We start from the raw sequence: 13,801 nt of genomic DNA, 5'->3' as shown, positions 1-13,801 counted from the left end.
CCACACCGACCACGGGAGCCACCATGCCCATCACCGTCACCGCACCCCGCGGCGTCCTCACCCCCGCCGGCGAGCGCGAGATCCTGCCGCGGCTGACCGCCGCACTGGTCGCGGCCAGCGGCCTCACCGGGAACCCCGCCTTCACCGCCATGGTCGGCGGCACCGTGCACGTCCTCGCCCCGGAGCACGTCTACGCGGGCGGCACCAACCGCCCGGTCGTCATGGTCGAGCTGAAGCTGCCGGACATCGGGCTGGCCGACCCCGCCGCCCGGGCGGAGTTCATCCGGGCCGCCACCGACGTCGTCGAGCGGCTCTCCGTCCCGGGGCACGACCCCGAGGACACCTGGGTGAACATCCTCAACGCGCGCGACGGCGCGTGGGGCATCGGCGGCCGGGTGCTCACCAACGAGGCGATCGCCGCCGGCATCTCCTAGCCGTGCGCGCCCTCAGGCCCGCGGCGGCCGCGGGTGCTGGTGGCGCCACGGGGTGAACAGGTGGAGCAGGCGGCGCAGGTGCACGATGCGCATGGTGGACAGCTCGGTGTCCAGCACCGCGTCGGTACGAAGATCGGCCTCGATCTCGTCGAGGAGCTGCTGTTCGCGCGGGGAGAGAGCCGGACCCTCCATGATTGCCCCGCCTCCTCACCGGTGGGTGACGCTGTTGTACCCCCGCTGGTGCCCCGGGCGGAGGCGTTCCAATCCACCCGGGGCCCGAGCGGTCGGGGAATTTCCGAAATGCCGCACGCCCGACCGGTCGGGCGCTCAGCCGGACGGCCCGGGCCCCCGGGTCCCGGCGGCCGGGCCGAGAAGTGCGTGGAGACCGGAGCCCCCGATGGCTCCGGTCTCCGCGCGGTGTTCGCGGACTGCGCCGTTCATGCGTGGTGGTGCACCGTCGGGCGCAGCACGGTCTTGAAGGCCGGCACGTGCCAGCGGCCGGCGATCTCCTCCTCGGGGGCGCGCTCGCCGGGGTGGCGCCGCTGCCAGTAGGGGTTGTCGTGCGGGAGGTGGCCGCTCACCCGGCCGTACATGCCGAAGGTCGCGATCACCAGGCCGAAGACGAAGCTGAACAGCACGTTGGCCAACCGGAAGGCCAGGTGGTTCCAGCTGCTGTCGAGGGCGATCAGGCCGACGAATCCGGCCAGGAAGAAGACCGCGCCGACGACCATGTTGGTCCAGGAGGCGATGTTGCCCCCGATGATCGCGGCGATGAACAGGATTCCGCCGAAAACGATCGACAGCACACTGAGCGCTCCGTTGCTCGACATGCCGGCGACGTTCTGGCCGTGGGTGCTCAGGAAGCCGGGTTCGCCGGCCAGCCCGAAGCAGCCCCAGATCAGCAGCAGCAGACCCATCAGTCCCGCGCCGGCTCGGTACACCTGGGCCAGGCGGTGGTCCACGGGAAGTTCGTCCTGCAGTTTCATCGCTGCCTCCACCGGAGGGTCCCTGCGGGAGCGGCCGGTAGGCGCTCCCGGCTCTGGATCCACGCTACGCCCGCGGGCCACGGGCAGCGCTGCGGCTCGATTGTCTGTTCTCGGCCAAATCGGCTGTGAGCCTGGCGGGGCCGGTGGGGCCCGGCGTAGCGTCACCAACCGCGTACGCAACGAAGCGGATGCGGCGGGAAGGGACACCCCTGACATGTGTGGAATAGCCGGCTGGGTGGCGTTCGACCGGGACCTCACCCGGCAGCGGTCGCTGGTCCAGGCGATGACCGGGACGATGATCTGCCGCGGTCCGGACGCGGGCGGCGTGCACCTGGAAGCGCACGCGGCGCTCGGGCACCGCCGCCTCGCGGTGATCGACCTGGAGGGCGGCGCCCAGCCGATGAAGGTCGAGCGCGACGGCCGGCTGCTGGCCGTGATGACCTACAGCGGCGAGGTGTACAACTTCCAGGAGCTGCGCACCGAACTGGCCGCGGCGGGCGTGCGCTTCCGCACCCGCAGCGACACCGAGACGGTGCTGGAGGCCTACCTGCACTGGGGGCCGTCCTTCGTGGAGCGGCTGAACGGCATGTTCGCCTTCGCCATCTGGGACGCCCGGACCGAGGAACTGCTGCTGGTCCGGGACCGGATGGGCGTCAAGCCGCTCTACTACTACCCGACCTCCGACGGGGTGCTCTTCGGCTCCGAGCCCAAGGCGATCCTGGCCAACCCCGAGGCGCCGGCCGTGGTCAGCAAGGACGGGCTGCGGGAGCTGCTCGCCTTCGTCAAGACCCCCGGGCACGCGGTCTACCAGGGCATGGCGGAGCTCAAGCCGGGGCACGTGCTGCGGGTGCGGCGCGGGAACCTGTCGCTGCAGCGGTACTGGCAGCTGACGGCCCGTGAGCACACCGACGACCTGCCGACCACCGTCGCCACGGTGCGCGAGCTGCTGACCGACACCGTGCGGCGCCAGCTGATCGCCGACGTGCCGCTGTGCTCGCTGCTCTCCGGCGGCCTGGACTCCAGCACGGTCACCGCGCTGGCGGCCCGGGAGCTGGCCGCGGCCGGGGGCGGGCCGGTGCGCTCGTTCTCGGTGGACTTCCAGGGGCAGCAGCAGAACTTCCAGGCCGACGCCATGCGCGCCAGCCTGGACGGGCCGTACGCACACCTGGTGGCCGAGCACGTGCGGGCCGACCACCGCGACATCGTGCTGGACCGGTCCCGGCTGACCGACCGGGCGAACCGGGACGCGGTGCTGCGGGCCGGCGACCTGCCGACCGGCTTCGGCGACATGGACACCTCGCTGTACCTGCTGTTCCAGGAGATCCGCCGGCACTCCACGGTGGCGCTGTCCGGCGAGTCGGCGGACGAGCTGTTCGGCGGCTACCCCTGGTTCCACCAGCCCGAAGCGGTGGCCGCCGAAACGTTTCCCTGGCTCGACGGCTCGCGCACCCTGCACAGCTCCGTCGCCGAACCCCGGCTCGCCATGATCGACCCCGGCCTGGTCGCCGAGCTGGAGCTCGACACCTACATCGCCGACAGCTACGCCACCGCGATGGCGGAGGTGCCGCACCTGCCGAGCGCCTCGCCGATCGAGCGCCGGATGCGGGAGATCTGCTACCTGCACCTGACCCGGTTCGTCCGGCTGCTGCTGGACCGCAAGGACCGGATGAGCATGGCGGTCGGCCTGGAGGTCCGGGTGCCGTTCTGCGACCACCGGCTGGTGGAGTACGTGTTCAACACCCCGTGGGCGATGAAGACCTACGACGGGCGGGAGAAGAGCCTGCTGCGCGGCGCCGCCGAAGGGCTGCTGCCGGAGCAGGTGCTCGCCCGGGTGAAGAGCCCGTACCCGTCCACCCAGGACCCGGGCTACCCGCGGGCGGTCCGGGACGAGCTGGCCGAGCTGAACGGCGACCCCAAGTCGCCGCTGCACGCGCTGGCCGACCCGGCGGCGGTGGCCCGGGCCCTCGCCCCCGACCGCGACCCGGCGCGCGACCGGACCTCGGCGGAGCTGCTGCTCGCGCTGGACCGGTGGCAGCGGCTCTACCCGGGCAGCCTGGCCCTCTGAGGTTCGGTGGTCACGCGCTGACCGGCGGTGGGGCGCCGGTCAGCGCGGGTACTCGTCGTCGTCGACCGGCACCTGGCGGCTCTGCTCGACCGCGTCCGCGACATCGGCGGCGGCGGCCAGGGACAGCTCGGCGCGCGGCAGCGGCTGCTCGTCCGCGCCGGACTCCAGGTCCTCCGGGTCCAGCGAGTCGACGACGAATTCCGTGGTGTTGTCCGTCATGACCTCACCCCATCACGGCTGCGGAGCCCCATTGGCCCCTTTCGTTCCCAACACTTACCCGACCCGTGGCGTCCCACTCGGCACCCACGGGCCGCGTCGGCGTGTTGCCGTGGCGGCGAGGCCGGTCGGGGTTCAGGTCCAGGAGGTGTCACGCTCGGCGGTCATGTCCGGGTCCTCCCTCTGCGGCGCGTCGTATCGACCCAGGCCGACCGGTCCGGTGCCCTCCCCTGTTCGGCACCGGCCCGGTCCGGCTCGGTCGTCATGAGCCTGACGCAGGCCGCTCACGGCCGGGTAACATCCGCATAATGGACCATCAACAAGGGCCCGGGACCGGCCGCCCGACCGCCCCCGCCGCGCTGCGCTTCGGCCTGCTCGGGCCGCTGACGGTCCATGACGACGGCGGCGCGGCGCTGCCGGTGACCTCTCCGAAGGTACGCGCCCTGCTGGCCATGCTGCTGCTGGAACCGGGACGGGTCGTCTCCCGGGACCGGCTCACCGGCGCCCTGTGGGGCGAACACCCGCCGGCCACCGCGGCCACCTCGCTCAACAACCACGTGGTCCAGCTGCGCCGCCTGCTCGGCCCCGACGGCCCGGCCCGGCTGCGCACCGCCTCCCCCGGCTACCTGCTCCAGGTCGACCCCGGCGAGCTGGACAGCGCCCTGTTCACCGAACTGCTGGAGCAGGCCCGCACCGCCCGGCGCTGCTCCGACTGGCAGGCCGTCGCGGACCACAGCGCCGGGGCGCTCGCGCTCTGGCGCGGCACTCCGCTCAGCGACCTGCCCGGGCTGGCCGAGGAGGCGCTGCCGCACGTCCAGCAGCTCCAGGAGCTGCGCTTGCAGGCCCTGGAATGGCAGTTCGACGCCGAGCTGGAGCTCGGCCGCCCGCAGGCCATGATCCCCGCGCTCAACCGGCTGACCGCCGAGTACCCGCTGCGCGAGGCCTTCCACCGCCAGCTGATGCTCGCCCTGCACCGCACCGACCAGCGGGCCGAGGCGCTGGCCGGCTACCAGCGGCTGCGCCGCACGCTGATCGAGGAGCTCGGCATCGAACCCGGTCCCCGGGTGCGGGCCGCCCACCAGGAGATCCTGCGGGCCGAGCAGGCCGAGGCCGAGCAGCAGCACGAGGAGGCCGCCGCCGCCCCCACCGTCGCGGCCGGCGCCGGACTGCCCCGGGACGTGGCCGGCTTCACCGGCCGGCACGAGGAGCTGGAGCAGCTGCTGGCCGCCTGCCGCTCCGGCGGCCCGGTCGGCATCGTGGCGGTGGACGGCATGCCCGGGGTGGGCAAGAGCGCGCTGGCCGTGCACGCCGCGCACCGGCTGGCCGGCGACTACCCGGACGGGCAGATCTTCCTGCCGCTGCACGCGCACACCCCCGGCACCCCCGCCGTGGAGCCGACCGACGCGCTGGCCGCGCTGCTGCTCACCATCGGCGTGGCGCCCCAGCAGATACCGCCGGACCTGGACGCCCGGGCCAACCTGTGGCGCAGCCGGCTGGCCGGGCGGCGGATGCTGCTGCTGCTCGACGACGCCCGCAGCAGCGAGCAGGTCCGCCCGCTGCTGCCCGGCAGCTCCGGCTGCCTGGTGCTGGTGACCAGCCGGCGCCGGCTGCCCGCGCTCGGCGACGCGGTGCCGATGACCCTCGGCGTGCTGCCGCCGCACGAGGCCGCCGAGCTGTTCACCGCGACCGCCGGCCGGCACGACCTGAGCCCCGACCAGCCGGCCGTCACCGAGGTGGTGCGGCTCTGCGGCTGCCTGCCGCTGGCGATCCACCTGACCGCCGCCCGGCTGCGCCACCGGCGCGCCTGGACCGTCGCCGACCTGGTGCCCGACCTGGCCGCGGCGGCCGGCCGGCTGGCCGCGCTGCGCGCCGAGGACGTCTCGGTGGCCGCCGCCTTCGACCTCTCCTACCGGGACCTGACGCCCGCTCAGCGCCGGCTCTTCCGCCGGCTCGGCCTCAACCCCGGCGACCACTTCGACGCCCGGGCCGCCGCCGCGCTGGACGGCACCGAGCCGGCCACCGCCCGCCGGCTGCTGGAGGAGCTGGAGGACCACCACCTGGTGGACGAGCCGGTGCGCGGGCGCTACCGGATGCACGACCTGATCCGCGAGCACTCCCGGGCGCTGAGCACCATGGACGACCCGGCCACCCGGCACGCCGCGGTCGGCCGGCTGCTGGAGTCCTGCCTGGCCACCGTGGTGGAGGCCGGCCGGCTGCTCGGGGTGCGCCGGCACCGCTGGGTGCCGGCCCAGCGCTCGGTCGGCGCCGAGCTGCCCAGCGAGGACGCGGCCACCGCCTGGCTGCGCACCGAGCGCTCCAACCTGCGGGCCGCCATCGAGTACGCGGCCACCCACGGCCACCCCGACTACGCGGTCCGGCTGCCCGCCGCGCTGCACCACTTCCTGCGCACCCAGGGCCACTGGAGCCAGGCCCGCACCCTGCACCTGATCGCCCTGGAGACCGCCCGGGCGGTCGGCGACCGGTCCGGCGAGGCCGAGGCGCTGACCCACCTGGGCACCTTCCAGCGGCTGACCGGCGAGCACGAGCTGGCGGCTGATCATCTACGGCTCGCCTTGGACCTGTTCCGGGAGCTGGACGAGCCCTCCGGGCAGGCCGCCGTGCGGATCCAGCTGGGCGCGATGGAGCGCACCTTCGGCAGCAACACCAAGGCCCGCGAGCACTTCGCCACCGCCCTGGAGCTGGCCCGGGACGCCGGCGACCGGCCGGGCCTGGGCGAGGCGCTGAGCCAGCTGGGCATCCTCGGCCGGATCACCGGCGAGTACGCCGAGGCCACCGCCAACACCACCAACGCGCTGGCGCTGCACCGGGAGCTGGGCAACCGCACCGGCCAGACCGCCGCGCTCAGCGAGCTGAGCCTGATCAAGCAGCTCACCGGCGACCTGGCCGGCGCCGAGGAGAGCCTGCGGCAGGCCCTCGAACTCTGCCGGGCCCGGGACGACCGGCCCGGCGAGGCCTACGCGCTGGCCAGCCTCGGCTCGCTCCAGCAGCTGACCGGCCGTTACCAGGAGGCGGAGGCCACCCACCGCCGGGCCGGCGCGCTCTACCGGGGCCTGGGCAACCTGATCGGCGAGGCCAACGCGGTGATGGCGCTGGGCGCGGTGCGGATGGTCACCGGCCAGTACCAGGCGGCCGAGCAGGACCTGCTGCGGGCCAGCGCGATGTACCACGAGCTGGACGAGGCGCGCGGGCGGATGAACACCGTCGCCTACCTGGGCGTGCTGCGGCTGGCCACCGACCGGCCGGCCGCCGCCGCGGAGAACCTGCGGGCCGCGCTCGCGCTCTACCGGGCGCAGGGCGATCGGCTGGGCGAGTCCCGGGTGCTGGCCTACCTGGGCGACGCGCTGCAGGCGCTCGGCCGGTTCGGCGAGGCGGAGCGGACCCTGGACGAGGCGCTGGCGCTGTGCCGGGAGCGCGGCGACCGGGCCGGCGAGGCCGAGGTGCGCAACATCCTGGGCCGGCTGATGAACGCGACCGGCCGCTCGGCCGCGGCCGAGCCGCAGTTCGCGGCGGCGCTGGAGGGCGCGCTGGCGGCCGACTCACCGCTGGAGCAGGTGCGGGCGCTGGGCGGCCTGGGCCGGCTGGAGCTGGCCACCGGCCGCACCGAGCAGGGCACCGCCCGCCTGCTGCGCGCGCACGAGCTGGCCCAGCGGCTCGGCGTGCCCGAGGCCGAGGAGCTGCACCGGACGCTGGCCGAGCTGGCCTCCCGCGCCCGCGCCCGCTGCTGACGGCCGGTCAGCGCGCCGCGGGCTGACCGGCCGTCAGCCGCCCGGGCCAGCCGGGTTGCACGGCGGGCCCCGGCTGGCAGGCTGGTGCCGGGGGCCGGCCGGCTGGAAGGGACGAGGTGCGGTGAGCTACGCCCACTGGTCGGTGCGTGTGGTGGCCTTCCTGATCGACTGGCTGGCCTGCGCCGCGCCGAACATCATCGCCGGGGTGGTCGACCCGGACAGCACCGGCCTGCAGGTCGGGCTGCTCTTCCTGTCGGTGGCCCTGCTCGCCTACAACCGCTGGTACCTGGGCGGGCGGACCGGGCAGAGCTGGGGCAAGCAGCTGATGGACCTGCACCTGGGCGGGCTGGCTGACGGCGAGCCGATCGGCCCGCCGCGGGCCTTCCTGCGCGACGTCGCGCACCTGCTGGACACGCTGCCCTGCTACCTGGGCTGGGCCTGGCCGATCTGGGACCGCCGCAAGCAGACCTTCGCCGACAAGGTGATGAGCACGGCGGTCCGCAGCCCCGACTGAACGAACGGTGTCGCCCGGGCGAATTCTCGGCGCCGCACCCCAAGCGGCGCCCGGGTTCCGGCAGCTGACGGGCCCGAAGGCGCCGAGGCGGGCGGTTAGGGTGCGGGCAGGTTTCTGCCCGCACCACCGATCGGAGTCCCCGTGTCCTCGTCCATCCTCTGGCCCGCCGGCCCGCGCCGGGTCCTGGTGGTCGGCATCGACGGCGTCCGGCTCGACCTGCTGCCCGAGCTGCGCACCCCGCACCTGGACGCGGTGGCGGCGGCCGGCTTCCTCGCCCCGGTCCAGGTCGACGAGGCCACGCCGACCATGTCCGGCCCGTGCTGGGCGACCATCGCCACCGGCGTCACGGTGGCCAAGCACGGGGTCTACGGCAACCACCTGGGCGGCCACCGGCTCGACGTGTTCCCGGACTTCACCACCCGGCTGGCCACCGCGCACCGCCGCCGCACCTTCGCCGCCGGCGGCTGGGAGCCGCTCTTCCTGGCCCGGCAGGGCGGCCCGCTGTTCGCCGCGCCCGGCCGGCTCTCCTACATAGGCCCGCTGGAGGACACCCCCGAGGCCTGGGAGGTCTGCGACGAGCGGGTCACCGCCGAGGCCGTCTCGGTGCTCACCGGCGACGACGACCCGCAGGCGAGCTTCGTCTACCTGGGCGCGGTGGACGAGACCGCGCACTTCCGCGGCTGCGGGGCCGAGTACCGGGCCTCGGTCGAGACGGCGGACCGGCGGCTCGGCCGGCTGCTGGCCGCGCTCGAAGCCCGGCCCGGGTACCCGCAGGAGGAGTGGACGGTGATCGTGGTGACCGACCACGGGCACCTGGACCAGGGCGGCCACGGCGGGCGCAGCGAGCTGGAGCGGACCGCCTGGGTGGCGGCCAGCGGCCCGGGCCTGGCGCCGGGCGGCGCCGTCGAGCCGGTGCGCCACGTGGACGTGGCGGCGCACGTCTTCGCGGCGCTGCAGATCGTCCCGGACCCGCACTGGACGCTGGACGGGCGCCCGTTCACCCCGGTCGCCGAGCTGGTGCCGCAGGCCTGACGGCCCGTCCGCTCAGAGCGCCTTGACCAGCTTCTCGAAGGCCAGGTCGGGGCGCTTCGGCTTGCCGAACCGGTCGTCGCCGTACGGGAACGGGGAGAGCTCGCCGGTGCGCCGGAAGCCGCGCCGCTCGTACCAGGCGATCAGCTCCGCGCGCTGCACGATCACCGTCATCTCCAGCTCGGTGGCGGCCCACTCGGCCCGCACCCAGCGCTCGGCCTCGGCCAGCACCGCCCGGCCGACCCCGCCGCCCTGCAGCGAGGGGCGGACCGAGAACATGCCGAAGTAGGCGCCGGGCAGTCGGCGCTCCACGGTGCAGCAGGCGAGCAGCTGCCCGTCCCGCTCGGCCAGCAGCACCACCGTCTCCGGCTGGGCCAGGGTGGCGGCCAGCGACTCGGGGTCGGTGCGCTGGCCGTCCAGCAGGTCGGCCTCGGTGGTCCAGCCGGCCTTGCTGGCCTCGCCCCGGTAGGCCGACTCGACCAGCTCCAGCAGGGCGGGTATGTCGGTACCGGTGGCGGGGCGGAAGTGCAGGTCGGCGGCCATGCGGGGCTCCTCGTAGGCGGTGGAGGCGGTCCCAGGAATGGTGCCACACCGATGGCCGCGGCCCGGATGGCTCAGCCGATGCGGAGCGGGCGGCGGTCACGGGCGAGGATGGTCCGGTAACCGTCCGCAGCCGACCGGCAAGGGAGCCGACCAGCCATGCACCCGCGTCTCTTCGCGATCGTGACCGCCGCCCTGCTCGGCGTCCTGGGGCTCGGCGCCGCCGCGGTGACCCAGTGGGTGCCGGCGGCCGCGCCCGCCGCCCGGGCCGTCGCGCCGGGCGGGAAGCGCCCGGCCGCCCCCGCCGGGTCGGCCTCCCCCACCGGCGACCCGGCGGTGTGGACCCGCAGCACGCTGCGCAACAAGCTGATGGCCGAGATGGCGGCGACCGACCCCGGGGTGGCGCTGGCCGACCTGGACAAGATCACCAAGGCGAAGCCGTACACCGTGCGGTTCTGCCACCCGATCGCGCACGAGCTGGGCCACGCGGCGGTCAAGCGCTACGACCACGACTTCCAGAAGGTGCTCTCCTTCCCGCACGACACCTGCGCGGCCGGCTACCTGCACGGCGCGGTCGAGGAGATGCTGGAGGCCTCCAGCGACCCGGGCAGCGACCTGCTGAAGCTCTGCCAGCCGCAGATGAGCGGACCGTGCGTGCACGGGGTGGGGCACGGCACGATGTTCGTCTCCAACCAGGACGTGGCCAAGGCCCGCGACCTGTGCAGCCGGTTCGGCAGCCAGAGCCGGATCATCACCTGCTCGGAGGGCCTGTTCATGCAGCTCTTCGGGCCGGACGAGGAGGACGAGAAGGCCAAGGCGCTGGTGCCGGCCGACAAGCTGGCCGCCGAGCCGCTCTACCCCTGCCCGGAGCAGCCGGCGCTCTTCCAGTCCGCCTGCTTCTTCTACGCGCCGACGTTCTACCTCTCCTCGCACGACTACCCGAACCACCCGGAGATCTACGCCCAGGCGCTCAAGTGGTGCCTGAACGCGCAGGCCAGCGGCGGGGCCAACGACTGCAGCCGGGGCGTCGGCTCGCGGCTGATGAAGTACAACCTGGACCGCGAGGACTGGGTCGGCCAGCAGTGCGCGACGGCGGCCGACGACTGGCAGCGCAAGGCCTGCACCGACGGGATCGTCAGCTACTACACCGTCAACTACACCGACCCGGGCGCGGCCGGCCGGCTCTGCGCCAAGCTGACCGACCAGGAGATCGCCCGGGACTGCCGCGCCTCGGCCCACCTCTCCGGCTCCTTGGATTAAGGCCGGCTGGACTGAGCTCGTACGATCGTCGGCATGTCCGACGCATCCGGTCCGAGCTTCCGTGAAGCCGCCCACGCCACCGCCGAGCTGGTCTCCGACTACCTGGCGGGGGTGGCCGGCAGTCCGGTCTGGCAGCCGATGGACCCGGCCGCCCGGCAGGCGCTGCTGGACCTGCCGCTGCCGGGCACCGGCCGGGAGCTCGACGAGCTGCTCACCGAGATGGCCGGGCGGATCATGCCGTCGCCGATGGGCAACGGGCACCCCAGGTTCTTCGGCTGGGTGAACTCCGCGCCCGCCCCCGCCGGAGTGCTCGCCACCCTGGCCGCCGCCGCGATGAACCCCAGCTCGGCCGGCGGCGACCACGCCGACGTGCACCTGGAGCGCGCGGTGGTGCGCTGGATCGCCGAACTGGTCGGCTTCCCGCACGCCCCCGGCGCCGGCCTGCTCACCTCCGGCACCTCGATGGCCACCATCGTCTGCCTGGCCGCCGCCCGCTCCCGGGCCGCCGAGCGGGCCGGCTGGGACGTGCGGGCCGACGGGCTGGCCGCAATGCCGCCGCTGGTCGGCTACCTGACCGGCGAGACCCACTCCTGCGTGCGCAAGGCGGCCGAGCTGCTGGGCCTGGGCAGCCGTCAGCTGCGGGCCGTGGCCGCGGACGCCGAGGGCCGGATGGACCCGGCGGCGCTGCGCTCCGAGATCGCCGCCGACCGGGCCGCCGGCCGGCTGCCGTTCCTGGTGGTGGCCTCGGCCGGCACCGTGAACACCGGCGCGGTGGACGCCTTCGAGCCGATCGCCGAGGTGGCCGAGCAGGAGGGCCTGTGGCTGCACGTCGACGGGGCGTACGGCGCCTTCGGCGTGCTCGACCCCGAGATCGCGCACCGCTACGCCGGGCTGGACCGGGCCGACTCGCTGGCCCTGGACCCGCACAAGTGGCTGGGCGTGCCGGTGGACTGCGGCTGCGCGCTGGTCCGCGACCCGGCCCAGCTGCGCGACACCTTCAGCCTGGTGCCCTCCTACCTGCGCGACGAGGAGGCGGGCGGGCTCGGCTGGTTCTCCGAGTACGGCACCGAGCAGACCCGCCCGTTCCGCTCGCTCAAGGTGTGGGCCACCATCGCGCACCGGGGGCGGGACGGCATCGCCGCCGACATCGCGCACTGCACCCGGCTGGCCCGGCGGCTCGGCGAGCTGGTCGCGGCCGATCCGCAGCTGGAGCTGCTGGCGCCGGTGGAGACCTCGATCGTCGCCTTCCGGTCCCGGCCGGCCGGCCTGGCCGAGCACCAGCTGAACGAGTCGCAGCTGAACGCGCTCAACCGGGCGCTGCCGCTCGCGGTGCAGCGCCGTGGCGAGGCCTTTGTTACCGGCACGGTGCTCGGCGGGCGCGAGGCGGTGCGGGCCTGCCTGCTGAACGCGGCCACCACCGAGGCCGACCTGGCCGTCCTGCTGGACGAAGTCCGGTCCGCCACCGCCGAGCTGATGACCCGTCAGTAACACCGGCGTCGGCCGATCGTCCTCGAAAGAGATTTACCGCGCGGTCATGACGGATTCGTGATCACGAAACACCACTGAGTCATGGTGGTGTCATGAGTGAATCCTCCTTCGCCGCCGCCCAGCCCGAACCCACCGCCACGGTCGCCCAGGAGGCCCGCTCCCGCTCCTGGCGGCGCCGGGCCCGCCGGGACGGCTGGCGCCGCAGCGCCGTCGAGCTGGCCGCCGCCTTCACCGCCGTGGCCACCGCCGACCTGATCGCCAACATCGTGGTGCACGGCCACGACGGGCCGCTGCTGCTGGTCGTCGCGGCGCTCGCACTGCTCGCCACGGCGGTGTTCCACGCCTGGTGGGCGCACCGCCATCCGCACGCACCGCCGCCGCCGGACGCCCCACCGGTCGGCGAACCGGCGGAGCGGACCAGGCTCTGGCGACTGCGCAGCACCGTCTGCGACGCACCCGGCAGCCTGGCCTCGATCTGCACGGCACTGGCCGCCCAGCGGGTCAGCATCCTCTCCTTGCAGACCCACCCGCTGCCGGACGCCACCGTGGACGAGTTCCTGCTGCGGGCCCCGGCCGACCTGCCCCGGGCCGCGCTGACCGAGGCGGTCGCCGCGGCCGGCGGCCGGGAGATCTGGACCGACCCGGCCGACGCGCACGACCTGGTGGACGCGCCCACCCACGTGCTCGGCCTGGCCACCCGCACCGCGCTGGACGCCGCCGAGCTGCCGGTGGCGCTGCGTCAGCTCTTCGGCCGGCTCACCGTGCGGCAGTTCCCCCGCCCGGCCGACCCGGCCGGGAGCCCGGTGCCCAGCCTGGACGGGCACCTGATGCGGCTGGCCGCCCCCGGCGGCGGAGTGATCGAGCTCTCCCGCCCGCACCTGCCGTTCACCCCCACCGAGTTCGCCCGGGCCAAGGCGCTGGTCGAGCTCGACGCGGTGCTCGGCCCCCGGGTGCCCAAGGTGGCGGCCCGGCTGCGGGTGCCGGTGCGGGACGAGCTGGGCGGCGACCTGACGGTCCGCCGGGCCGACCCGCAGGACCGGGCGGCGGCGCTGGCCATGCACCGGCGCTGCTCCACCGAGACGCTGCGCCGCCGCTACCACGGCCCGGTGGCGGACGCCGACCGCTACGTGGACCACCTGCTGGACCCCCGGCACGGCCAGACCCTGGCCGTGCACACCCGGGACGGCGACATCGTCGCGCTGGCCCACCTGCTCTGGGACGACGACAGCGCCGAGCTGGCCGTGCTGGTCGAGGACGCCTGGCAGCGGCACGGCCTGGGCCTGGACCTGCTGCGCCGGATGGCCGCGCTGGCCGCCCGGGCCGGGGTGGCCACCGTCTACGCAGTCACCCAGGCCGGCAACACCGCGCTGATCGGTGCGATGCAGCGGCTGGAGATCCCGCTGGACTACCAGGTGGAGGACGGCACCCTGGTGATCACCGCCCACCTGTCCGGCGCGGCCGAGCAGCTGCCCAGCCCGTGGACCACCCGGCCCGGGCGCCCCTGACCGCAGGGCGCGCCGGGT

General features: G+C 74.7%; 12 protein-coding genes. 8 read left to right on the top strand and 4 right to left on the bottom strand.

The genetic code is table 11. The features are described from left to right. The first annotated feature begins 23 nt into the window (after positions 1–23). Positions 24–434: a tautomerase family protein gene (locus FHX73_RS26215; RefSeq protein WP_145907649.1), complete on the top strand. Its 411-nt coding sequence runs from the start codon at positions 24–26 to the stop codon at positions 432–434. A 12-nt stretch (positions 435–446) separates the two neighbouring features. Here the strand turns inward: FHX73_RS26215 and FHX73_RS26210 are convergent, their stop codons facing one another. Then, on the bottom strand, positions 447–626 hold the full coding sequence (locus FHX73_RS26210; RefSeq protein ID WP_145907647.1) for a hypothetical protein: 180 nt from the start codon (positions 624–626) through the stop codon (positions 447–449). A 245-nt stretch (positions 627–871) separates the two neighbouring features. Next, positions 872–1,420, bottom strand: a complete 549-nt coding sequence (locus FHX73_RS26205) for a DUF4383 domain-containing protein (RefSeq protein ID WP_145907644.1) — start codon at positions 1,418–1,420, stop codon at positions 872–874. A 214-nt stretch (positions 1,421–1,634) separates the two neighbouring features. On the opposite strand from FHX73_RS26205, the gene asnB reads away from it, so the two are divergent. Then, positions 1,635–3,485, top strand: a complete 1,851-nt coding sequence (gene asnB, locus FHX73_RS26200) for an asparagine synthase (glutamine-hydrolyzing) (RefSeq protein ID WP_145907643.1) — start codon at positions 1,635–1,637, stop codon at positions 3,483–3,485. A gap of 39 nt (positions 3,486–3,524) precedes the next feature. Here asnB and FHX73_RS26195 read toward each other — a convergent pair whose 3' ends face one another. Beyond that, positions 3,525–3,704 (bottom strand): hypothetical protein, encoded by a 180-nt coding sequence (locus FHX73_RS26195; RefSeq protein WP_145907641.1) that lies wholly within the window; start codon positions 3,702–3,704, stop codon positions 3,525–3,527. 305 nt (positions 3,705–4,009) lie between these two features. Here FHX73_RS26195 and FHX73_RS26190 point away from each other — a divergent pair, with 305 nt between their 5' ends. The 3 genes from FHX73_RS26190 to FHX73_RS26180 all read left to right on the top strand — a co-directional run bounded on the left by FHX73_RS26190 (position 4,010) and on the right by FHX73_RS26180 (position 8,993). Continuing rightward, positions 4,010–7,447, top strand: a complete 3,438-nt coding sequence (locus tag FHX73_RS26190) for an AfsR/SARP family transcriptional regulator (protein WP_145907639.1) — start codon at positions 4,010–4,012, stop codon at positions 7,445–7,447. Positions 7,448–7,568: 121 nt separating this feature from the next. After that, a complete protein-coding gene (locus FHX73_RS26185; RefSeq protein WP_170305028.1) occupies positions 7,569–7,961 on the top strand; it encodes an RDD family protein in 393 nt (130 codons plus the stop codon). Between the two features lie 141 nt (positions 7,962–8,102). Then, positions 8,103–8,993: an alkaline phosphatase family protein gene (locus tag FHX73_RS26180; protein WP_342795321.1), complete on the top strand. Its 891-nt coding sequence runs from the start codon at positions 8,103–8,105 to the stop codon at positions 8,991–8,993. Between the two features lie 12 nt (positions 8,994–9,005). On the opposite strand, the gene FHX73_RS26175 is transcribed toward FHX73_RS26180, so the two are convergent. After that, positions 9,006–9,533, bottom strand: coding sequence for a GNAT family N-acetyltransferase (locus FHX73_RS26175; RefSeq protein WP_145907636.1), 528 nt, complete (start codon positions 9,531–9,533; stop codon positions 9,006–9,008). 156 nt (positions 9,534–9,689) lie between these two features. On the opposite strand from FHX73_RS26175, the gene FHX73_RS26170 reads away from it, so the two are divergent. From FHX73_RS26170 to FHX73_RS26160, 3 genes are all read left to right on the top strand, one after another. Continuing rightward, the gene (locus FHX73_RS26170; protein ID WP_145907634.1) at positions 9,690–10,790 is read left to right on the top strand and encodes a hypothetical protein; all 1,101 of its coding nucleotides are present in this window, start codon (positions 9,690–9,692) and stop codon (positions 10,788–10,790) included. A gap of 33 nt (positions 10,791–10,823) precedes the next feature. Further along, positions 10,824–12,278: a pyridoxal phosphate-dependent decarboxylase family protein gene (locus FHX73_RS26165; RefSeq protein WP_145907630.1), complete on the top strand. Its 1,455-nt coding sequence runs from the start codon at positions 10,824–10,826 to the stop codon at positions 12,276–12,278. Between the two features lie 92 nt (positions 12,279–12,370). Then, positions 12,371–13,783, top strand: a complete 1,413-nt coding sequence (locus tag FHX73_RS26160) for a GNAT family N-acetyltransferase (RefSeq protein ID WP_145907627.1) — start codon at positions 12,371–12,373, stop codon at positions 13,781–13,783. Positions 13,784–13,801 lie beyond the last annotated feature (18 nt).

Origin of the sequence: Kitasatospora viridis (genome assembly GCF_007829815.1) — a bacterium.
GTDB classification, from domain to species: Bacteria; Actinomycetota; Actinomycetes; order Streptomycetales; family Streptomycetaceae; genus Kitasatospora; species Kitasatospora viridis.
The sequence above is the reverse complement of the archived record's forward strand: the minus strand, read 5'-3'. Positions and strand labels throughout refer to the sequence as shown.